The organism is Terrisporobacter mayombei, from assembly GCF_020748465.1.
Taxonomy (GTDB): domain Bacteria; phylum Bacillota; class Clostridia; order Peptostreptococcales; family Peptostreptococcaceae; genus Terrisporobacter; species Terrisporobacter mayombei.
The window spans coordinates 1,269,314-1,292,585 of the sequence record NZ_JAHZMP010000001.1; the positions used below are offsets into that span (position 1 = coordinate 1,269,314).

Genomic DNA, 23,272 nt, shown 5'->3' on the forward strand with positions numbered 1-23,272 from the left:
TATATACATAGATTTTAAACATAAATGCTTTGTTATATTAAAAGTCAAAACATAATGTTTCATAATGTAATATTTTCTTCACCCCGAAGAAACTACTTTATGATTTTAGGCAGGTCTCCTGACTTAGCTTCATTCTACTCCTCACCTTCCCATGGTTATACCACAGTGGATTAATGAGTTTCGTTCACATTACAGTAACGGGGGCTGTAGAGGAATCACACCTCTTTCCCTTTTAATCTATTGTAAATAGAACCTTAAAATCTCATGTATTCAATTTTTTCATTTTTTTATTATAACATATTTTGTAATTTATTCAATTTTTTTTATTTTGTATAATTTCATTTTTCATCTAAAATTAAGCCCATTTTTGTAAAATATTCACCATAAAATTCTTTATATCCATTCCATAAATATCATTTAATAATTTGTCTTTTAAAACATTTTCTGGTGTTCCGTAAGAAACTTCTTCTCCATCTTTAATCATAAGTACTTTGTCTGCAAAATATTGTACTAGATTTAAATCATGTAGTACACCTATTACAATTTTATTGTTATTTCTTACCCATTCATTAAGATTTTCCAAAAGATCTATTTGATTTTTAAAATCAAGATGATTTGTTGGCTCATCTAGTAAAATTATATCTGGATCTTGTGCAAATACTCTGGCTAAAAATACTCTTTGTAATTGACCTCCTGATAATTCTGTAATCATCTTATCTTTAAGATCATATACGCCTACTTTATTCATGCTATCTACAATTATTTGTTTATCTTCATAAGAGAGCTTTGAAAAAGCTCCCTTTGAATAAGCATATCTTCCCAGAGATACAGTATCATAAACAGTATATGGAAAATATAATTGAGATATTTGGCTCATAAGCCCAACTTTTTTTGCTAATTCCACTCTACTAAGCATAAATGATTCTTTATTATCTATTTTTATACTTCCTTTATAATCAATAATATTAGCTATAGATTTTAATAATGTACTTTTGCCACATCCATTAGGACCAACTATACATAGGTTTTCTCCATTTTTTACATTAAAACTGATATTCTTAATTATATCTTTTCCATCATAACCACAATAAAGGTTTTTAACTTCTAACATTTAATATCAACTTCCTTTTTTAAAATATACATAGGCAAAAAATGGTGCGCCTATTAAAGCTGTAACTGCCCCCACTGGCAATTCTATTGGTGCAAACAATGTTCTGGAGATTAAGTCTGCTATTACCATTAGTCCTCCTCCAAATAAAAATGACATAGGTATAACATATTTATGATTTGAACCAAAGGCCTTTCTTACTACATGAGGCGCAATTAAATCCACGAATCCAATAGTCCCACTAAGTGCTACAGATCCACCTGTTAATATTGCACAGTAAACAAATAATTTTCTCTTTACCTTATATGTGTCCACACCTACAGCCTTGGCTTGTTCTTCTCCAAATGTGAGAATATCCATTTCTTTTGTATACTTAAATACACCTAACATTCCAACTAAGAAAAATGGCAATATTAATCCTACGTAAGTCCATCCTCTCATGGCAAAACTACCCATTTGCCAAAGAGCTATACTTTTTAAATCATTACTAAAAAATGCCGTCAAAGTAGTTAGTAATGCATTTACAAATAAGGATAAAACCATACCTACAAGAACCACTGTATTATTTGACATAGTCTTATCTATTTTTGTTGAAAACACAATCACAGAAAACATGGTAATTAATCCAAAAATAAATCCTATAAATGGTAATGTAAACCCACCTATTAAAGGTATTGATATTCCTGTAACTATTATAATTCCCGCTCCCAAAGAAGCTCCTGAAGATACTCCTAAAGTATATGGTGATGCCAATTCATTTTTTAGTATGGATTGAACTACTGCTCCACTAGTTGCTAAACAACCTCCAACTAAAAATGCTAATAATACTCTTGGTAATCTAAGCTTCCATATTATAGAAATATCTTTTGATGTAACATTTTCTGATAAAGGTAAATTTAAAGTTTTATTACCTATTATAGACAATGTGTCAAATATACTTATATCAGAACTTCCTATGGATGTTCCTAACCAAATAATTGCAAGTAATATAATTATACTTATGACTATCTTTTTTCTATTTTTTATATTCATCTGGGTATACGGCTTTAGCCATTTCCTTTAAAGCTTTTATTATATTTTGAGTTGGGCGAGAAGATGAATCTGCATCAATATAATAAACTTCATTATTTTTCACAGCCTTAATATTTTCCCATCCATCACGAGATTTTATTTCTTTTTCTGGATTTTTTACATAATTAACTGTAGTTAATATTACATCTGGGTTGGCATCTATTACAGATTCTTCACTAGGTGATATCCATGATTTTTGATCTTTAAATATATTTTCTGCTCCTATAAGTTCAATCATTTCATTTAAAAATGTTGAGTTACCAATACTATATAAACTAGGTGCTGGACCTATTTCAACATATACTTTCTTTTTATCTTTTATAGTTTTTCCAACTTTAGCTATTTTTTCTATTTCACTTTTCATATTAGAAACTATTTCTTCACCTTTATCTTTTTTATCAACTATAGAAGCAATAAACTCTATATCTTTGTAAATTCCATCTATACTATCACTGCTAGGTATGTAAACTACAGGTATTCCCACATCGCTAAGAGATTTGAATGGATCATCTGAAGACCCTGCTTTATTATAACCTGAAGCTATAACAATATCCGGCTCTAATTCAATTATTGCCTCTGCATCTGGTGAAGTAAAATCCATTTTCTTTGCATCTTTATTTACACCTTCTATACCTTCTGAATATGTGTCCATACATACAATTTTATCCCCTACACCTAAGCCTGCTAATATTTCTGTATTAGAAGGTGCTGTAGATACTATTTTTTCAATATTCGTCGGTATATTAACTTCATTTCCTTCTCTGTCTGTTACAGTCTTCTCTTTATTGTTACTACATGCTACTGTAAAAAGCATTATTAAGCATAATAACAATGGTAATAATTTTTTCTTCATAAGTTTTTCCCCCATTAAATTTAGAATAAAAAAAGCCTAACCATAAGGCTAGGCTCCTATATCTGTATTTTGACATCACATGTCTTTTAAGATACTTCCTTCACCCCGAAGAAATTTACTTTTTAATTTAGGCAGGTTTCCTGACTTAGTATCAATCTACTCCTCACCTTCCCATGGTTTTAATCACAGTGGTATTTTGAGTTTCGTCCACATTACAGTAACGGGGGCTGTAGAGGAATTTCACCTCTTTCCCTATTAATCTTTAAGAACCTAAATTTATATAAAATTGTTTCTTAATATATTGTAGCATATTAAAAGTTAGTTTTTATAAATTTAAAAACTAATATTGGTATTTTAATTATTTCTCTTCATAAAAACTTACATTTTTTATTATTATATCAACTGTGCCATCTTCATTTTGTCTAACACTATATTTCATAGGATCTTCAAAATCCACAAGATTCCCTTTTATATCAAATCCATTGTCTGTTTTTATACTTCTTTTCTTAAGTTTTTTCTCAACCCATTTTTTGTCTATATTAAAATTAGTTTCAATTCCTCTGTCTACCATTAACTCTTTGAAACTTTCCTTTAAGTTCTCATCATCTATTGATTTTTCCACAAATTGTTCTATATCTACTTCTTCTTTTTCCTTTAAAGTGTAGTTTAATAGACTTCTCACATCTTCTGCTTTTTTAATATTATTACCCATAGCATTTGTTATCCAGTTGTCTGCAGTATTTTTAAAAGTTTTTGTATTAAACTTATCATCTGTAACTTTTTCGGCGTTTAAAAACTCAGTAATAAATCTTGATTTTTTTTCCGGATCTTCTTCTTTTTCTGAATCTTTATCTAATAATCTTAAATGGAATTCATCATTTATTCCATTAATTCCAACTAATGCACATTGTTTTTGTCTTCCTGTGTCTGGAATTCCTATTTCATTGCTTATTATTTGTATATTGAATTTTTCATCTAATAATTCTATAGAGTGAGTGTATAGTTTCTTATAATCTAATTTTACTATTCCCACATATTTTTCATCTTTCACACTATATAAACACATTGCCAAGTCACATGAGTCTATATCTTCATACTTTTTCATTATATCAAATAAATATGAAGCTATTTCTTTTGAATTATGAACGAAAGTATCATCATCATAGATTATTTGCTCACAACAATTTTTTATTATATTATCATTATAATCTTTAAATACTGCCTTTCTTAAATCGTCATCTTTTATTGCTCTATTAATTATTTTTTCGAAAAACTTATCTACCTCTATATTGTTTTTTCCTTCAAAATCGTTTAATATTGGGCCTTCACTATTTCTATCAAGAACATGAATAATATACTTATGTATAACCATATCTAATAACCTCCATGAATTTTTTATTTTAATTTTTCTATTAATTCTTCCATATCTTTTGGAAGTGGTGCATTAAACTCTAAGTCTTCTCTAGTTCTTGGTTGTTTAAACTTTAAACTAAAAGCATGCAATGCTTGCCTATTAATTAAGTTTTCATCCACATATCCGTATAACTCATCACCTATAATTCCATGACCTATATGATTTAAATGAACTCGTATTTGATGAGTTCTTCCTGTTTCTAGTTTTAGTTTTAAAACTGTAGCATCTTTTAATCTTTGTACTACTTCAAAATGTGTTACTGATGGCTGCCCATCTTCATGAACAATCCTCTTTATACTATCATCAGGTCTATATATTGGCTCATTTATAGTTCCAAAATCTTCTTTAACCACACCTTTTACTACAGCTATATACATTTTCTCAACGTTATCTTCTTTCATATCTGATGATAAAACAAATTGAGCATAAGGATTTTTCGCCACTATAACTAAGCCTGATGTGTTCATATCAAGTCTGTTTACAAATCTTATTTTTACATTTTCATCTTTTTCAACTATATAATGTGTGACACCATTGGCAATAGTATCTTCAAAGTGGCTCTTTGTTGGATGTACTACCATAAATGGTGGTTTATTTACCATTATTATATCAAAATCATCATATAAAATAGGTAATTTTAAATCTTGTGGCTTAAAATCTGCCATATCTTCTTCAATTTTAACTTCAATTAAATCACCTTTGTTTATTTTATCTGCTGGTCTAATATATTTATTATTTACTTTTACAGTTTTATATCTTTTCATTTTCGATAAAGATCTTACTGAAAAGTTTAGCTTATCTAATAATACTTCTTTTAAAGTTAAATTTTCATCTTCATTTATATATGAAATAATATTATATTTTTGATCTTCTTTTCTAAACATATGCTCACCTACTTTTACTTAATATTATTTATCTTACCATAATTTCATATATTTATATAAGTAAAAGAAAAAAATCACACCATAATTTGTGTGATTTTATAATATTTAATAAAGTTTATTTTACTTCTTCCATTTCTTCATATCCTTTGCAAACATCTATCCAATTCTCTGAATGAGAAAATCTTACTAGCTCATCACAAGTTAGTTCTATGGATGAATTGCTACTTCCTGCTGCTGGGAAAATTGTGTCAAATCTCTTCATAGAAACATCTAAGTATACTTTTACTTGATTATCTTTAATGGCAAAAGGGCATACACCGCCTATACCATGACCTATGTATTCTAATACTTCCTCTGGTGTCAACATTTTAGCTTTATGTCCAAATTCGCTTTTAAATTTCTTATTGTCAATTTTAGCATCACCTGCTGTTACAATTAATATGGCATTGTCACCTTCTTTATTTTTAAAGGAAAGTGTCTTTGCAATTCTAGCTGGAATAACTCCCACTGCCTCTGCTGCCAATTCAACTGTCGCTGAAGATAACTCATGTTCCATAATATCATTATCTTTATTGTACTCTTTAAAAAATTCTCTAACTTTTTCTACCGACATAATTTTACACCTCCATTTACAACATTTCCCTATAATTATTCCCAAAATAAGTATATCATATAAAATTATTTAAAGAATAAAATTCCATATTTTTTAAATTATTAAAATAAATAGAGGTTTTTATCTCTTTTTGTATAAATATTTACATTACAACATGTTTTTATGTCGGAGAATATTTCCTTAATTTACATATATTTGATATAATACAACTAATAAATGAGGTGAAAAAATGGGGAGAATTATAACAATAAATTCTAATAAAGTACAAAAATCTCTTGAGACTAGAGATATTTTACATAAAAAATTAATTGAAGTTGGATTTTATGTTGACTATGAATATAACCCTAAATCAGAATTAATAATATCTATAGGTGGAGATGGTTGTTTTTTGCAAACTATTCGAGATTATAATCTTCCAAGCATACCTTTAGTAGGAATTAATACTGGGCATTTAGGTTTTTTTCCAGATATAACTCCAAAGGATATAGACGCTTTTATTCAATCTTATTTGCAAGAAGATTATGTAACTCAAGAATTGCCTCTTCTTCAAACTAAAGTTACTACTTGCGATGGATGTTTTAATATTTTTGGCATAAATGAAGCTGTTGTTAAGGGCGATAAATCCAGAGCTATTCATCTAAAATTAGATATAAACAATAAGCGTGTACAGAACTTTAGTGGAGATGGTTTAATAATATCAACATCTGCTGGTTCTACTGCTTATAATTATGCCGTAGGTGGTAGTATTGTTGACACCAGTTTAAACGTTATTCAAGTTGCACCCATATCACCAATAAACACAAATGCTTATAGATGTTTCACATCAAGCATAATATGTTCACATGATTCCGTTGTTAATGTATCTCCGGAATGTGAATTTGAAAATTCTACCCTAGTCGTGGTAGATGGTTTAGAGTATAATTTTAAAGAAATAGATAATATAAGTCTTTCCATATCAGATAGAAAAATCAAACTCCTTAGAACATCAAATTATGAGTTTTGGAGTAGGGTGTGTGAGAAATTCTTATAAATTATAGGAGGAAAGAATATGAAAATTGGAGTACTTAGTGACACTCATGGAAGTTTACCTTACTTAGAAAAAGCATTGGATACATTGTCAGACTGTGATATATTACTTCATCTTGGTGATGTATTGTACCATGGACCTAGAAATGATCTTCCTGAGGGATATAACCCAAAAGCTGTAATAGAAATAGTAAATAAATTAGAAAATATTACAATAGCTAGAGGTAACTGTGATGCTGATGTGGATCAAATGGTTATAAAGCATCCAATTGAATCTCCTTTTGTACATAAAAAAATAGATAACATCAGTGTACTTATGGATCACGGGTATCAATCATCAAGAGAAGATATAATAAGTAAAGCTAGAGAATTAGGTGTAGATATACTTATTCAAGGTCATACTCATGTAAAAGAATTATCTGTAGATAGAGATATTATAATTCTAAATCCAGGTAGTACTGCTATACCAAAAGATGGTACTCATTCTGTGGCAACAATAGAAATATTAAATGATGACAACATGGAAGATGAATTTGAATTAGAAATTAATCTAATAGATATAAATACAAAAGAAATAATTGAAATCGATAATTCTGATTGCGAATAAAAAAGGCTAACTTTGAAGTTAGCCTTTTTTTATAGTATATCTACTTTTTCTAATATATCATGCATAACTAATAATCCTAAAAAGAAGATTATTCCCAGTATTCCTGCTACTTGTATACCCACAAATATTGCTATTATTGTAAGCAATGGACTTATCCCAACATTTACAGATACTAACTTTGGCTCTAATATTTGTCTAAGTATTGATAATGCTATAAATACTATTGCTATTCCTATGGAAACAAAGTAGTTCTCTATAACAAAGTAATAAATTATAACTGGAACAAATATTACAATTATACCTAAGAAAGGTATTAAATCTAGTAAAGCACCTATTATAGCCAAAGGTAATCCATAAGGAATCTTAAATATTGAGAAACTTATCCATATCACTAAAAATGTAATACTCATTAAAATTGTATATGCTTTTATGTACCCTTTTATTGAAGACATTATTTCATTTTTTACTCTACGTACTTTTATTTTTGTATCATCTGTAAAAATATTTAGAAAAGCATTTTCTATTTTATCAAAATCCTTAGCTATAAAATATGTAGACATAAATAATGTTATTATTATAAGTACTACTGTTGGCAGAGATGTTGCTAAATCTATTATCTTAGCTAACATTGTCTTAGCTATATCAGCAAGGTTCTTTCCATAGTTTGCTACTAAACTTGGAATGTCTATACTGTTGTTGGATATTCCCTGGAAATAGTTTACATATTTATCTAGGTTACTTACCCAATCATTTATCATTGTTCCCAAATATGAATAACTATTGCTATCTATGTTATTTAAAAATGAAACTAGTTGTTGACTTCCTTTTACTAGTAAAAATGAAGCTAAAAATATAACTAAACCAACACCTAATAAACTTAAAAATAAAGTTGATATTCCTTTATTTACTTTAAATTTTCTTTTTAATTTTTCAGATATAGGGTTTATAATAACCGCTAACAAACCTGCTATAAAGAACGGGGCTATATATCCAAAAGTTTTTACAACTAGTAAAAATAGTAGTAAATATATAACGAAAAATATTACATTGTTTTTTAACTTATATAAAAATGATCTATTCAATACAGACACACACATCATTCCCTTCTCTATCTTTGATTATATGCTCAATATAATCTTTATATACAAAATTCACGTTGCTTTAAAATACAAATAAAACACTGTTTAAAACAGTGCTTTATTCGCTATAACATTATTCTGATTTTCTTTATTCTATTTTTGTCTACTGACTCTATATTAAATTTAACTCTATCTACTTCTATAACTTCATTTTCTTCTGGTATGTGTTTGATATATCCTATAATATATCCTCCTATAGAGTCAAATTCTTCAGATTCTAAGTTAATATTTAAAACTTCATTTACGTCGCTAATTTTAGTACTTCCTTCAACAAGGAACTCATTAGAACTAATTACTTCTATTTCATCTTCTTCCTCGTCAAATTCATCTTCTATGTCGCCGACTATAACTTCTACTAAATCTTCTATTGTTATTAAACCTGCTGTACCACCATATTCATCTACTACAATGGCCATTTGGCTTTTATCTTTTTTCATTTCTTCAAGAAGTTGAGTAATTTTCTTAAATTCATAAGTAAAGAAAGGATCTCTAATATATTTTTTTATATCAAAATTAGCTATTTCTTCATCATTTAAGAATATTACATCTTTTATATTTAATATACCTATAATATCGTCAATTGTCTCTTCATATACAGGCATTCTACTTAACTTTTCTGTTTTAAATAATTCAATTATTTCTTCATAACTATCTTCTGCATCAATAGCTACAATATCTAGTCTTTGAACCATAGCTTCTTTTGCTTGCATATCACCAAATTCAAAAACATTATTGATTATTTCTCTTTCTTCCATTTCTAATAAGCCTTCTTCATGACTTACATTTACCATGGTTTTTAACTCTTCTTCTGTAATAAACGGTCTTACACCATGATCATCTACGCCAAAAATTTTAAATATTATTTTTGTAATAACATTAAATATTGCCACTACTGGCTTTAATATTATCATAAAAATTTTAATTGGTTTAGCAACCATTAATGCTACTTTTTCAGGAGTACTAGCTGATATAGTTTTTGGTGTTATTTCTCCAAAAACTAATACTAATACAGTCATTAAAGCTGTTGCTGCTGCCACACCTTGTGATCCCCATATACTTATAAATAATGAAGTAGATATAGATGTTGCTGCTATATTAACTATGTTATTTCCTATTAATATGGATGTAAGCAATCTATTAGAATTCTCGATTAAAGAACCTACTAATTTCGCTCCTCTAACTCCATCTTCCTCCATATGTCTTATTTTTATTCTGCTAAGTGACATTAATGCTGTCTCAGATGCAGAGAAAAATGCTGACCCCATTAATAAAACTACTAATAAAACTATTTGAACCAAACTACCGGTCGAACTATCCAACCTTTACCACTCTCCTACATATATATATTTTATATTATTAAGTATTATAGCATAATTTAACATCGTTTTAAATTAATTAATTTCATTAAAGCGCCATTGTAAATATTATATCCATTTTGTCCCTTATTAATTTAAACTTATCATAAATAAATCAATAACAAAAATATTCTGAAAAAATTATACTGAAAAAAAAGTTTTTTTTATCATTTTGTGTCATTTTATGAATATTTACATATATTAAAATTAAGAAAGGCTAATACAGAGTCTTTCTTACAACAATAATATTTTGTTGTTACTCCTTTGTTGATATTTATTTCTGAGCTTCGTAAAAAAATGTATAAAATTCTAAAAAACGGAAAGAATTATATATGAGAGCGGAAATTATATATCTCTCCCCCTAATAAGTATATATTTTTTAAGGCATCTACTATTCCCCCAGTAGGTGCCTCCTTTTTTTACTATGAAAAAACCGACCCTTTAGGGCCGGTTTTAATCTAACTATATTCTATTTTCACTCTAGATCCTTTTCCTACATCACATGGACTAACCAAAAGTTTTACCGGTACTCTATTTTTTAATTCCTCCACATGTGAAATTATACCTATACTTAGTTGATCATTATGAAGATTTTCTAAAGACTCCATAACTACATCTAGCAATTCTACATCTAAAGATCCAAAACCTTCATCTAAGAAGAAGAACTCTAAAGGACTGCTTCCTTTTAATTGTATTTGAGAAGACAATGCCAATGCTAAAGACAATGATGTTAAGAATGTTTCTCCTCCTGATAGTGAATCAACACTTCTTCTTTGTCCTCCATTCATATTATCTCTCATTATAAAGTTTAGATTTTCATCTATTTCTAGTGCATATCTACCTCTAGTTATAGAGCCTAATCTTTTTGATGCTTCTAGTGCAATATATTTAAGTTGATTCGTTGCCACGTATTCTACAAACTTATTTCCCATTATTAATTTACTTATTTCATCTAATAAAGATAATTCATGTTCAACTTTTTTAACTTCTTTAGTTAATTCTTTTATTGATAATAAAGATTTTTCAATATTTTTAAGCTCATTTTCCTTTGAACCAATATTTTTTCTTAAATTAGCTATCTCATTTTTTAATGAATTAATTGAAATATGAAGATTTTCAAAGTCTTCAGGTTTTATACTTCTTCCATTTAATTTTTTATTTAAATCAGATATCTTTACTATTAAGTATTTAGTCTCTTCATCAAAATGTTCTATTTCACCTTTGTACTTATCTTTTTCTTCTTTTGGTAAAATAGATTTTTCCACAGAATTAACTGAGTCGAATTTATTGTCTATTAATAACGTTGTTAATGTTTGATTTTTACTTTCTAATTGTTTTTTAGCTTGAGATAAAATACCATCTTTACTACTTATTAATTTTGTATTTTCATCAAAATCATGCTTTTTATTAGTTAGCTCTTCATGTAGTTGTTTTTCATTATTTGTTATTCTGTCGATATTATCTATAGTAGATTGTAATAGTTTTGCTGGTGAAACACCCTTAGCAATTTTGTTCAATTCTTCTTCCTTATTTTTTACTTCTTTATATTTAGTATCTCTAAGTTGAATCAAGTTAGAAAGTTTCTTGTCAATTTCATTAAATAAACTATCTTTTTCTTTAAGTTCTTTATCTAAAGTTTCTTTTTCTTTATTTAAAATTGACATTTCCTTATTTAACTTTTCAATTTTCTTTTCATTTTCTCCAATTTCTTTTACCTTAGACCCTAAATCATTCACTTTAATTTTAGATTTTAATCCTAAGCATTCTAAATTAAGATTGTCGTACTTTTTATTTAAATTATCTATTTTTTCTTTTAATTCAGTACTTAATTTTCTATCTAAATTTAAGTTTTCTTTTATTTTTACTTCTTCTTTTTCCACATCATATTTTAAATCTTTTATTTTGTATATTTCTTCAACTGTCTTGTTTTTATCGTCTTCCCAAGACAATACTTTTTCTTCTAATATTCTTAGTTCTTTTTGTTTTATGTCTATTTCTTTTTCCAATGAAGAAGAATTATAATCGCCTAATTTACCTGATAACTCGCTTAAAGTTTTTCTTTTTATACTTTCAAATGAATTAATTTCTGTATTCTTTAAAGCTAATTCATCATAATTTTGTTTTTCTTTATTGTATTCATCTTCTAGTTTTTTAATATTCTCTTCAATTAATTTTGCTTCTTCAAAATTAGCACTAGTATAAATTTTTTCATGATGAGTAGATCCACAAACAGGACAAGGCTCGTTTTCTTTTAATTCTTCTCTTAAATAAGCCGCCATATTTTTATATATTAGGCTTTCTTGTTCCTCTTTTAATTCTTCTATGGCTTTATTTATTCTTTGTAATTTTTCGCTACATTCATTTAAATATCTTTTATTTTCAAATTTATTTTTTTCATTTTTGTTTAAATCATCTTTAATAGAATTAATTTGTTTTTCATAATCTTTCGTATTTTCCAATCTTGATTTTAAATTATGTAGATACTCTTTTTCACTTGATATTATCTTGTTATCCCCAGGACAACTTCTATTTAAAGTTTCCTGATGATCTGAAAGTTTTTTTAGTTTTTCATTTACTGATGATTTATTCTTTTCCACATCAATATTTTTAAACTTTAAATCTTCTATTCTTTTACTTACATCCTTTAATAATTTATTATTTTCTTCTTTTTCTACACTTAATTTTTTCAACTCTTCTTCTTTATTGTAAGCCTCAAATATATTTTCTTTTAACTCTGTACTTATGCTTAATGATTCAATATTTTTATTATTCTCTTGAATTTTTTTATATTTACTATTAACTTGATTTTGTAAATCAATTATTAACTTTTCTAAATTTTCTTTTTCCTTATTATCTATATCAATTTCTTTTTTTAGTTCTTTAATATCATTATTTAAAGCTTCTATTTTTTCTTCTAAGTCTATTCCTCTTTGAAGTTTACTTTTTTCTTCAATTAATAAAGGTATTTTTTCATTTTTTTCTTTCTTTGCTTCTTCATATCGTATGGATAATAAATCTATTTCTTTTTTAATATTGATTATAATTCCTTCTAATTTTTTTACTTCATTAGAATTTTCATATATATCTTTTTCTAATATTTTTATATCGTTTATATGAGGAATAATAATTTCTCCTCTTTCACTTCTTTCAATTCCTTCTCTTTTTATATTAATTTCTTTTTCTTTTAAATCTATTTGCGATTTTCTATCTATATATCTTTGTAAAGAGTTTTGATCTTCAAATATTATTTTATTTTCTTCAAATTCTTTTTCAGATTTTAATAAATCTTCATTTTTAATTTTTTCTAGATTTTTAGCTTGTAAAAGTTCTTCTCTTATTCCCTCACATACTTCTTCTGTAATTCCTTCATGTTGACTAAGTTTACCATTTATGCTAGTTAAATCTTCTTTTGCTGTATTTCTTCTTATCTTAACCTTAGTTGAAAGTTTTTCCCCGTATTTTTCAAGATTAAATATTCTCTCAAGCATTTTTCTTCTATCTCTATCTTGTAGTTTTAAAAACTCACTAAACTTACCTTGGGGTAAAACTACAGATCTTGTAAAGTCATCAGAAGTTAATCCTATAATATCTTGAATTTTACTTTTCACTTCTCCAACCTTGTCAGCAAGTACATTTATGTCTCCGTTGTCTTTTATTTCTCCCAAAAGCACTCTTGACGTTTTAGTACCTCCTGCTGGTGTATTTTTTATAGTTCTCTCAACAAAATATCTTTTTCTATTATTTTTGCTTCCTATTTCAAATTCATAATTTACAATTGCTTTTTCACAACTAGAATTTATATAATCAGTAGTATCCCTAGAAATATCTCCATATAAAGCTATAGTTATGGCATCTAATATAGTAGATTTACCGCTTCCTGTATTACCAAAAATACCAAACAAGCCTCTTGATGTTAGCTTTTCAAAATCTATAGTTTGCTTATCAGTATAACTATTTAACCCCGTTAGCTCTAATTTAATTGGTTTCATCGTCTTCACCCTCTTCGCTTACTATGTTTAAAAATAAGTCCATAAGCTCTCCCCTTGGCTCACATTTTTCTTTGAATTTATAAAAATCACTAAATAATTGAGCCATGGATTTTTCCTTTAAGTCGATTTCTTCTGCCTCACATTCAAAAGTAATTATTGGCTTTATCTCAATAATATCTCTTAAATAGGATTTCATTTTCTTTATATTTTCTTGACTTATAACTTCATCTGTTTTTATCTCAAAGTAAGACCATATATCTCTATCTTTATTTTCTTCGCATACTCTTAAGGCTTCTTCTATTCCATCACATTTGAAAACCTCAATAGGTTTATAATTATTAAAGTATATAGTTTCTATTTTAGGTTCTTCATTTGCATGTATCTCTACTACATTTGCTCCCTTGGCATAAATTCTCTCTTTTACACTATATTGTAGTGGTGATCCTGAATAATATACATTTAATCTTTCAGATGCTTTTTGTGGCTTATGTAAATGTCCTAAAGCTGTGTATTGAGCTTTTTGTGGTAAATCACGCTTATCAACTACAAGACTTCCTCCCAGTTGTATTTGTCTTTCTGAGTCAGATGGATCTCCTCCACATACAAATAAATGAGATACAGCTATATTTATGTTACCTTCTTCAAAGTTTTCTTCTAAATTTCTAAAGATATCACCTATTTTGTTAGAGTAGGTTCTTTGTAGTTCTTCTTCACTCTCCACATCTTTAATTGCATCATTTAATCTTTTTTCACTTGGATAAGGTAATGTAATTACAGTTACTTTCTCTCCCTTAATGTTTAATTTTAAACATCCCTCACTGGCTTTCACTATTTCATAACCTTTATATTTTTCCTCAGTTGCACTACTTAATGGATATCCTAAAATTATAATCCCTTGCTCTTTTGCAAGAGGTGATACAGCAGATAATCTTTCTGGATTATCGTGATTACCTGCTATAATTAGCACACATCTATTTCCATCATCAGCTAACCTACTAACTGTTTTATAAAATAAGGTTTCTGCCCCAGCTGGAGGATTTGAAGTATCATACACATCTCCAGCAATAATAACCATATCTATGTTGTTTTCTTCAACAATTTTTATAAAATCGTTGCAAAACTTTTCTTGTTCCTCTAATCTTGAATGACCTTCTAGATTTTTACCTATATGCCAATCTGATGTATGAATAAATTTCATGGCTCCTCCTTTAATTTTTTATAATTTAACTTCTTCATCTATATTAAATAGATATAAATACTTTTCTTTAACTTTTTTACCCGTAAGCTTATTTAAAGCCTCTGCATATAAGTCTAGCTGCTTTTCATATCTATTTATTATCTCTTGTTTATTACCTTCATCTATATAGTCTGTTTTATAGTCTACTATTACTATTTCATCATCTTCTTCAAAGTATAAGTCGATGATACCTCTAAGCATTAGACTCTCCTCTTCATAGGTTACCCTATTATTTTGAATATCTTCATTATTTAGATAAATATCGTTCATTTTAATCTGAGAATAAATACTTTGTTCTCTTTTTATTAGATGTGATGATAATGCTCTTTTTCCTATATTAGATTTGAAGAATTTATATATTTTAAAAGGATTAATAACTAGTGATTGTTTTTCACTTATTATTTCTCTTTTAATTAAATCTTTAATTTGAGCTTTTATTTCATCTATTGTATTTATTTTATCTAAATCAAGAACTTCCATAACTAAATGGACTATTGTACCCCTTTCCTGAGGGCTTATTTTATTCTTTGCTTCACTTTCTTGGATAAATAATGGCCTTTTTAAAGTTATTTTTTCTTCATATAAAGACTCTGAGTAGTCTTCTTCATGAATATTTTGCATTTTTTTAATTTCTGATACAGATATACTGGCAGAAACTTTTACACTTTCTTTGTAAGGATATGAATAATTTAACTTTTCACTTATTTCTTCCTTATAATCAGCTTCTGTACTTTTTTCTTCCATTTCTTTTAGTAAAGTTTCTATATTAGCTTCTTCTTCTTTTTCTTCAAGTATTACGTCTTCTTTTTCCCAGGTATCTAAAGACCACCTAGAGTCATGATTAGATTGTGATAAAGTTTCTATATCGTAGGCTTTTCTTATTTCCTTAAAGTCTTTATGTTTTAATACAGAAGGCATAATCCAATCTAGATAATTTCTAGCTTTTAGCACATCGTACTGAGAAACTGGGTTATTGCCGTCTAAGTTTTTGCCCCACTTATGTAGTGTTCCAGGTATATCTTTTACTGCTCCAGTTAATATAAGTTTCTCTTTTGCTCTTGTTAAAGCAACATATAAAATCCTCATTTCTTCTGAAAGATTTTCTAAATTCATCTTATATTTCAAAGCTTCTTTTGCAATACTTGGATAAGAAATACGTCTATCTATATCTACAAGCTGTGGCCCAAAGCCTAATTCATAGTGATATAACATATCCTTTTTAAAATCCATTGTGTTAAAGTTTTTACTCATAGCAGAACAGAACACTATTGGAAACTCTAGCCCTTTACTTTTATGTATAGACATTATTCTTACAACATTGGCATTTTCACCAAGAGTTTTAGCACTTCCCATATCTGAGTTGGATTTTTTTATTTTATTTATAAAGTTTATAAAATTAAAAATTCCCTTAAAACTTGTTTCTTCAAACTGTTTTGCTCTTTCAAATAAAATCTTTAAGTTAGCTTGTCTTTGACTTCCACTTGGAAGTGCTCCAATATAAGCATAATAGCCACTTTTCATGTATAAATGCCATAAAAATTCATCCGTACTCATATATAAAGATTTTTCTTTATATTTTTTTAATTCTCTTAAAAAACTTCTACATTTTTCTCTTATTTCCTTCTTTCCATCATCTTCACTTTCGCTAATTAATTTTATACATTCATAAAGATTTGTATTGTTATTTTCCAATCTAATATCTATAAAATCTTCTGGTGTAAATGAAGTACAAGGAAGTATTGGTGATTTCAAAACACATAATAAAGGAATGTCTTGCATAGGATTATCTATTATTCTTAAAAATGCCATTACTGTTTTAATTTCTATAGTATCGAAATATCCCATGCCTGTATCTGCATAAGTAGGTATTCCCATGTTTATTAATTCATCAGCAAATACTGGTGCCCATGCAGATGTGGCTCTTAGTAAAATCACTATATCTTTAAAATCTACAACTCTATAATCATCCAACTTTTTATCATATACTTTATGTATATTTCCTTCTTCACCTGGAGACATTAAATTTTTGATTATTTTTCCAACCATACGAGCTTCCAATTGTATATTGTCTAACTCTTCTTCTAGTTGTTCTTCTTCATTTTGACTTTCTTCAGTAGTTTTTTGAGCTTTTTCCATTAGATGGATTTCTGTAGGCCCTCCCACAATTACTTTTTCTTCTAAGTTTTCTTTAAAAGAAGCTCCCAAATTTAAGGCTTCATCTTCTGTATATTCAATTTCACCTATGTTTTTACTCATAATATTTTCAAAAACATAGTTACAACTGTCTATAACTTCTTTTCTACTTCTGAAGTTTTTATAAAGCATTATTTTTCTATTTTTTTCACCTTTTTTCGTACCATAAGTAGCGTACTTGTCTAAGAAAATTTCTGGCTTAGCTTGTCTAAATCTATAGATACTTTGCTTAACATCTCCAACCATAAATCTGTTTGGAGCTTTAGTTTTTGCTATAGTTGAAAGTAAAACTTCTTGTACAAAGTTGGAATCTTGATACTCATCTATGAATATTTCATAAAACTTATCTCTGTACTCTATGGCTATATCACTTCCTATAGCTTTACCATGCTCATCTTCTAAAAAGTCTCCATTTTCATCTTTTTTTATTAATATGTCTAGAGCAAAATGCTCAATATCATTAAAATCGATTATGCCTTTTTCTCTTTTTCTTTCACTATATAACTCAATAAATCTTTTAAGTATTTTACTTAAAGAACCTACTACAGGATGTAACATTTCTATTTCCTTGTTTAAATCAGAAATATTTTTGTTAAACGTGGAACTTTGTATAGACTCTAAAGATTTCTTTGCATCATCTCTAATTTTCTTAGCTTTATCTTTAGCATCTTTTATATACTCTTCCGTTCCCTTAGGAATTCTTTTTACTCCTTTTGCATAGTTTTCAAATTCAAGAGAGATAGCTGCTTTATATGCTTCTTCCCAATCTTCGTCACAACTATCCAATAATCTTTTTATCATTTTATACTCTATTTTTAATTTATCGGCAAAAGTTTCTAATTCTTCAATACTTTCCACCATTTCTAGCGCTTTATCAAAGTTTTTGACTATACCATTAACTTGAATTTTTATAGTATCTAAAATAATTTTTGCCCATTTTGATGTAGAAAAATCAAAATCATCACTTATATTAAAATCATTTACACTCTCTTCTAACCATTCCATTGGATAAGGTGAAGACATTACAAAAGAGTAAATACTAAGTACCATTTGTTGTAAATTAGTATCGCCTCTTTTTTCACTGTAACTTTCCACTAATTTATAAAAATCGTCTTCTTTTTCTTCATAAAATTCTTCAAAAATTTCTTCTATTGTTTCCAACTTTAAAATAGTACATTCTGTTTCGTCTCCTATTCTAAAGTTAGGGTCCAAGTCGATTTTATGGAAGTTTGATTTAATAACCTCCAAACAGAATGAGTGTATTGTTGTTATACTTGCCTTATTTAAAAGTACCAACTGATTTTGTAAATGACTATCTTCTGGGTTTTTCTCCAATGCCTTACCTATAGCATCTCCAATTCTCTCTCTCATTTCCGCCGCTGCTGCATTGGTGAAGGTAACTACTAGTAAGCTATCTATATCTACAGGTTTTTCTTTATTTGTTATTATTTGTATTATTCTTTCAACTAATACTGCTGTTTTTCCCGAACCAGCAGCAGCTGCTACTAGCAGATTACAGTCTCTACTATCTATTACTGCTTGTTGTTCATCAGTCCATTTTGGTGAGCTCACTATTTCTTAACCTCCTTCTCCATTAGTTTTATTACTTCTTCATCACTTTTATCATTAAGGATTGTATACATGTTTCCTTTTATTGAAGGATCAAACTGGCAGATTGATGAGTAAGTACAAAAATCACAAGATGTCCCATTTTTATTTTTACATGGAATTATACTTATATCTCCTTCTACCATTCTTTCACAAAGATCTTTTACTTCGTATTTTACATATTCTCTTAATATATCAAACTCTGGCTCTGTAACTCCTTTAGTATATCTGCCTATATTTCCATTTTTGTCAAAGTTAGCTGGTATAACTAAAGATGTTTTTCTTTCTCCTTCTTTAAGGGACATATCCATTTCTCCGATTATGTCAACATCTTTTAATACTAATCCGTTCATTCTAAGTTTCTTTAATATTTCTTCATTTATTACAGCATCTTTTTGATCTTCATTGCTTCTTACAATAGGGTTATCAACTCTGTTGTAAAGTATAGCTGCTGGTTTTAAGTTTGATTTTTTATGTCTATCACTGTCTATAATTGCATCTAAATAAACTAATAACTGTAATTGTAAGCCATAATAAACTTCTGTTAAGTTGATGGATTTATCTCCTGATTTATAGTCTATAATACGGATATACTTGCTGTCGCCTTTCTCCAATTCATCTATTCTATCTATTTGACCGACTAAAGTTACTTCTTGACCATCATTTAATACTAATTTTATCGGTGGATATTTCCCATTTTTTCTAAAGCTAACTTCGTAGTCAACAGGTTCAAAGTTTCCTTGTTTTATTTGCATGGAAATAATACTAATTGCAGAAACTAGCATTTTTTTCAATCTATATGCCAAATACTTGTATCTTTCAGAAGAATTTAAAATAAATCCTGGTATTTTGCTTACCATTTCATCTACAATAAGAGATACTCTACTTCTAATATAATCTTCATCTATTTCATGCCAGTTTAATTTGTCTTTGTTTAAAGATTTAGAGAAAATATCAAGTATATTATGTATAAATGAACCTAAATCTGGTGCTGTGAAAGAATACTCTTTTCTTTCCTGTGCTTTTAGTCCATATTGAATAAAATATGAGAATGGACACTGAGCATATCTTTCTAGCTTGGAAATACTTAAGTTTTTATTTTCATATAATTGTTTAATTTTTTCTCTTTCTACTTTTTCAACTTGGTTAGTATAGCTTAACCCCCTTACTACTTTCTCCAACTTATTCTTATATTCTTCATCACCTAGGAAATATCTATATAAATCTAAATAAACTTCGTTGATATCCCCTCTAATTTCAAATTCCTTAATAGCATTTATTAACTCATTGAAAGTAGGTGCTTTTACTGTTATATTGTCTAAAGCTGTATCTGTAGAGTTATCCAAATCTTTTAGTACATAACTTTTTGTGTTAATATTAGGGAATATTTTTTTAAGTCTAGATACAATTATTGAAGGCCTTAATGTCTTTCCTTCATGATCTGATATGGGATAACTTATTGTTAAGTTTTCACTTGTATAAGTTAATGCCTTGTAAACTAAAAATTGCTCTTCATAAGTTTTTGTCTTACTATCTATATCAACTTCTATTCCTTTTTCACCTAAAGAATTTCTGTCTTTATCACTTAAAAGTCCACTTTCTTTTGATATTAGTGGGAATATACCATCAGTAGTTCCTATTAAATAAAGGTGCTTTGTGTTGGAGTTTTTCATTCTGTCTACAGAACTTACTAAAACTTGGTCCATGCTTGGAGGTACAAGACCTAGCTCATATTCATCAAATCCAAGACTTATCACCTTCATAAATTTATCTAAAGATATTTTTTCATCACCCATTAACTCTACCATTTGGTCAAGTATATCCACTACTATTTGCCAAACTTGTGAGTATTCCTTAGCAATTTCCAGGTCGCCTTTTTCATTGAAATTATTAATTAAAGATTCTAAAGTTTCTTCTATATTAATATCCAATAAAAACTCATACACATAAGTACAGATTTCTCTTACAGTTTTATTTTTCTTATCAAGTTTATTTTGTAATTTTATAATTGGTTCTAATATTTGATTTCTAGTTTCATTGATTCTCTCTTTTTGTTCCAAATCAAATTCACTTTCTTCTGCCAAATAATTTTGATTAACTTTATACTCCCATTTTTCTTCAAACCACTTTTTGCCTGTAATTCCGTTTTGAAGTACATAATTTTCAAGTAAGCTTATATCTTCATCACTTACACCTATAAGACCACTCTTTAAATATCTAAACATAGTCTCATAAGAATATCTTCTGTTTCTCATTTCTAATGCAGAAAGAATTAATACTATAATAGGATTACTCTTTGCCTCTCTTTTTGAGTCTATAAAGTTGGGAATTTCATATTCTTTAAAAATTGAGCGCACTAAAAAATCATATCTATTTAAATCTCTAGTAGCCACAGTTATATCTTTATATCTTGCTTTTTTATCTCTAACTAAATGAACAATATCCTTTGCCACTTGCTCTACTTCATCATATAAATTATTAAACTCTTTAATTCTTACATGTTTCGTTTCTTTTTCATATTTTCTATAAGGATATGCATGATAAAAAGCTTCTAAATGTTGTAATTCTTCATTTCCATTAAATCTTTTTACATTTTCTGCATTTAAATTTATATTTGTATGAATTTTTACACTTTCTTCTGCTGCAATTTTATATAACTTTTCATAAGTATATTTAGTTCTTGAGAAAGCATCATTTTTTGAATATGTAAATTGAGTTAAAGAATCTATAGTTAAGGAAATATAAACTTCTTTAGCTTGTTTTAATAATTCTTTTAAAATACTGTACTGATTTGGTGTAAAGCCAGTAAATTCATCTATATAAATGTAAGCATCTTTAAAATAATCACATTGTTGTAATTTTGAACTTAAGGATGTTAATAGATCTTGAGAATCCACGTAATTTTCATGTAGATTTTTTTCAAATTCTCCATAGATCTTAGCAATATCCATTAATTTATATCTTAAAGTTTCATTTTCTATTTCTCCTGCTATATTTTCTAAAGCATCTGGTGATACATTGTATTGTTTTAATTCTGATATCATATCTGTTATGGATCCTACAAAACCAGATTGTGTAGAAGATCTTCCATATACTTTTAGCTCATTACTAATTTTATCTATGGATTTATATATAATCATAGCCTTACCACTAGAGTTAATATTTACATCAGTAAGTCCACCTACTTTTGAAAATACTATACTACTCATGGTTTTAAAACTTAGCACTCTACTTCTTAAATATTTGTCCTTTTCTTCTCCTTGGAAAAGTTTAGACATATTTTTTTCCATCTCAAATGAGTATTGCTCTGGAACTAAAAGAATTACAGGACTAGTTTCATTGTCTTGCACTCTTTTTTTTATTTCATTTAGCATAAAGGTTGTTTTTCCTATTCCACCTCTACCTAATACAAATCTAAGACCCATAAATGTCTTCCTCCAAAATTTCATAATTTACAGCTTCACTGTTACAAAGCTTATTAAACTCACAGTATTTACAGTGGTTTGTATTTTTATTTATATTGTTTTCATTATTAAAATCTGAATTTTCTATATTATCAATAATATTTAAAATCTTCATTTTATTTTCTTCATGAAATTTATCATTGTATTTTATAATCACTGGTTTGTTTTCTAGTGCTGGCTGATAATAATTCATACTTATATTCTCAATTTTATAACTTGGATAAAAGTTTTTTCTTATTATCTCTTCAGTTAAAAACATATAAACCATACTTTGCATTCTATTAAGTGCATTTTTATATGTAATTTCTTGGTTTTCAGTTTTCCAATCCCAAAGACTTATTTTATCCTTCTCTATTATAACTAAGTCAACTTTTGCCACAACTTTTCGTCCATTTAAATTTAAATTCATTTCATATTCTGGCAAATATATATTACATTCTTTAATTGGCAACAAATCTTTTATTTTATTTATCCATTTATTAAAATTTTTATCTTCAAATTCTCCTATAGGAATATTGGAGAAATATCTTTCACACAATAAGTGAAAATCTCGTCCATATCTTAAGCTGTCATAATATTCCCTACTGCCTAAATCATCATGTTTCCAATTTATATTATCTATATATTTATATTTAAACTTAAAAGGACATGATTTATAAGTATTTAGAGAATTCTGGCTATATGTAAAATATTTTAATTTCTCATTCATTT

At 27.6% G+C, this 23,272-nt stretch carries 15 protein-coding genes and 2 riboswitches; of the genes, 2 read left to right on the plus strand and 13 right to left on the minus strand.

The window, feature by feature from the left end:
* Positions 1-91: 91 nt before the first annotated feature.
* Positions 92-272: riboswitch (cobalamin riboswitch) on the minus strand.
* A gap of 83 nt (positions 273-355) precedes the next feature.
* From K0039_RS06135 to K0039_RS06160, 6 genes are all read right to left on the minus strand, one after another.
* Positions 356-1,111: an ABC transporter ATP-binding protein gene (locus K0039_RS06135; RefSeq protein WP_228104137.1), complete on the minus strand. Its 756-nt coding sequence runs from the start codon at positions 1,109-1,111 to the stop codon at positions 356-358.
* Positions 1,112-1,117: 6 nt separating this feature from the next.
* On the minus strand, positions 1,118-2,140 hold the full coding sequence (locus tag K0039_RS06140; RefSeq protein WP_228104138.1) for a FecCD family ABC transporter permease: 1,023 nt from the start codon (positions 2,138-2,140) through the stop codon (positions 1,118-1,120).
* A complete protein-coding gene (locus K0039_RS06145) occupies positions 2,124-3,032 on the minus strand; it encodes an ABC transporter substrate-binding protein (protein WP_228104139.1) in 909 nt (302 codons plus the stop codon). The genes K0039_RS06140 and K0039_RS06145 overlap by 17 nt, the downstream gene beginning before the upstream one ends.
* Before the next feature lie 113 nt (positions 3,033-3,145).
* Positions 3,146-3,321: riboswitch (cobalamin riboswitch) on the minus strand.
* A 69-nt stretch (positions 3,322-3,390) separates the two neighbouring features.
* Entirely contained in the window at positions 3,391-4,404 is a 1,014-nt protein-coding gene (locus tag K0039_RS06150) for a nucleoid-associated protein (RefSeq protein WP_228104140.1), read from the minus strand.
* A gap of 23 nt (positions 4,405-4,427) precedes the next feature.
* The gene (locus tag K0039_RS06155) at positions 4,428-5,330 is read right to left on the minus strand and encodes an RluA family pseudouridine synthase (protein WP_228104141.1); all 903 of its coding nucleotides are present in this window, start codon (positions 5,328-5,330) and stop codon (positions 4,428-4,430) included.
* A gap of 115 nt (positions 5,331-5,445) precedes the next feature.
* The gene (locus K0039_RS06160; protein WP_228104142.1) at positions 5,446-5,943 is read right to left on the minus strand and encodes a YbaK/EbsC family protein; all 498 of its coding nucleotides are present in this window, start codon (positions 5,941-5,943) and stop codon (positions 5,446-5,448) included.
* A 229-nt stretch (positions 5,944-6,172) separates the two neighbouring features.
* Between K0039_RS06160 and K0039_RS06165 the strand changes: the two genes are divergently transcribed.
* Together K0039_RS06165 and yfcE are read left to right on the plus strand one after the other, a co-directional pair.
* Positions 6,173-6,973: an NAD(+)/NADH kinase gene (locus K0039_RS06165; protein ID WP_228104143.1), complete on the plus strand. Its 801-nt coding sequence runs from the start codon at positions 6,173-6,175 to the stop codon at positions 6,971-6,973.
* Positions 6,974-6,991: 18 nt separating this feature from the next.
* Complete coding sequence (yfcE, locus tag K0039_RS06170; protein ID WP_228104144.1) at positions 6,992-7,576, plus strand: phosphodiesterase; 585 nt, start codon at positions 6,992-6,994, stop codon at positions 7,574-7,576.
* Positions 7,577-7,605: 29 nt separating this feature from the next.
* Here yfcE and ytvI read toward each other — a convergent pair whose 3' ends face one another.
* From ytvI to K0039_RS06205, 7 genes are all read right to left on the minus strand, one after another.
* Complete coding sequence (gene ytvI, locus K0039_RS06175) at positions 7,606-8,673, minus strand: sporulation integral membrane protein YtvI (protein WP_228104145.1); 1,068 nt, start codon at positions 8,671-8,673, stop codon at positions 7,606-7,608.
* A gap of 107 nt (positions 8,674-8,780) precedes the next feature.
* Positions 8,781-10,034, minus strand: a complete 1,254-nt coding sequence (locus K0039_RS06180) for an HlyC/CorC family transporter (protein WP_228104146.1) — start codon at positions 10,032-10,034, stop codon at positions 8,781-8,783.
* A 494-nt stretch (positions 10,035-10,528) separates the two neighbouring features.
* Positions 10,529-14,059, minus strand: a complete 3,531-nt coding sequence (locus K0039_RS06185; RefSeq protein ID WP_228104147.1) for an AAA family ATPase — start codon at positions 14,057-14,059, stop codon at positions 10,529-10,531.
* The gene (locus K0039_RS06190; RefSeq protein WP_228104148.1) at positions 14,046-15,257 is read right to left on the minus strand and encodes an exonuclease SbcCD subunit D; all 1,212 of its coding nucleotides are present in this window, start codon (positions 15,255-15,257) and stop codon (positions 14,046-14,048) included. The genes K0039_RS06185 and K0039_RS06190 overlap by 14 nt, the downstream gene beginning before the upstream one ends.
* A gap of 18 nt (positions 15,258-15,275) precedes the next feature.
* A complete protein-coding gene (addA, locus tag K0039_RS06195) occupies positions 15,276-19,061 on the minus strand; it encodes a helicase-exonuclease AddAB subunit AddA (RefSeq protein WP_228104149.1) in 3,786 nt (1,261 codons plus the stop codon).
* A complete protein-coding gene (gene addB / locus K0039_RS06200) occupies positions 19,061-22,522 on the minus strand; it encodes a helicase-exonuclease AddAB subunit AddB (RefSeq protein WP_228104150.1) in 3,462 nt (1,153 codons plus the stop codon). Before addB ends, addA begins: the two co-directional genes overlap by 1 nt.
* The gene (locus K0039_RS06205; RefSeq protein WP_228104151.1) at positions 22,512-23,270 is read right to left on the minus strand and encodes a PD-(D/E)XK nuclease family protein; all 759 of its coding nucleotides are present in this window, start codon (positions 23,268-23,270) and stop codon (positions 22,512-22,514) included. Before K0039_RS06205 ends, addB begins: the two co-directional genes overlap by 11 nt.
* Positions 23,271-23,272 lie beyond the last annotated feature (2 nt).

Coding starts and splice junctions, on each gene's coding strand:
- K0039_RS06135 (WP_228104137.1), bottom strand. CDS start 1,111: ATGTTAGAAGTTAAAAACCTTTATTGTGGTTATGATGGAAAAGATATA.
- K0039_RS06140 (WP_228104138.1), bottom strand. CDS start 2,140: ATGAATATAAAAAATAGAAAAAAGATAGTCATAAGTATAATTATATTA.
- K0039_RS06145 (WP_228104139.1), bottom strand. CDS start 3,032: ATGAAGAAAAAATTATTACCATTGTTATTATGCTTAATAATGCTTTTT.
- K0039_RS06150 (WP_228104140.1), bottom strand. CDS start 4,404: ATGGTTATACATAAGTATATTATTCATGTTCTTGATAGAAATAGTGAA.
- K0039_RS06155 (WP_228104141.1), bottom strand. CDS start 5,330: ATGTTTAGAAAAGAAGATCAAAAATATAATATTATTTCATATATAAAT.
- K0039_RS06160 (WP_228104142.1), bottom strand. CDS start 5,943: ATGTCGGTAGAAAAAGTTAGAGAATTTTTTAAAGAGTACAATAAAGAT.
- K0039_RS06165 (WP_228104143.1), top strand. CDS start 6,173: ATGGGGAGAATTATAACAATAAATTCTAATAAAGTACAAAAATCTCTT.
- yfcE (WP_228104144.1), top strand. CDS start 6,992: ATGAAAATTGGAGTACTTAGTGACACTCATGGAAGTTTACCTTACTTA.
- ytvI (WP_228104145.1), bottom strand. CDS start 8,673: ATGTGTGTGTCTGTATTGAATAGATCATTTTTATATAAGTTAAAAAAC.
- K0039_RS06185 (WP_228104147.1), bottom strand. CDS start 14,059: ATGAAACCAATTAAATTAGAGCTAACGGGGTTAAATAGTTATACTGAT.
- K0039_RS06190 (WP_228104148.1), bottom strand. CDS start 15,257: ATGAAATTTATTCATACATCAGATTGGCATATAGGTAAAAATCTAGAA.
- addB (WP_228104150.1), bottom strand. CDS start 22,522: ATGGGTCTTAGATTTGTATTAGGTAGAGGTGGAATAGGAAAAACAACC.
- K0039_RS06205 (WP_228104151.1), bottom strand. CDS start 23,270: ATGAATGAGAAATTAAAATATTTTACATATAGCCAGAATTCTCTAAAT.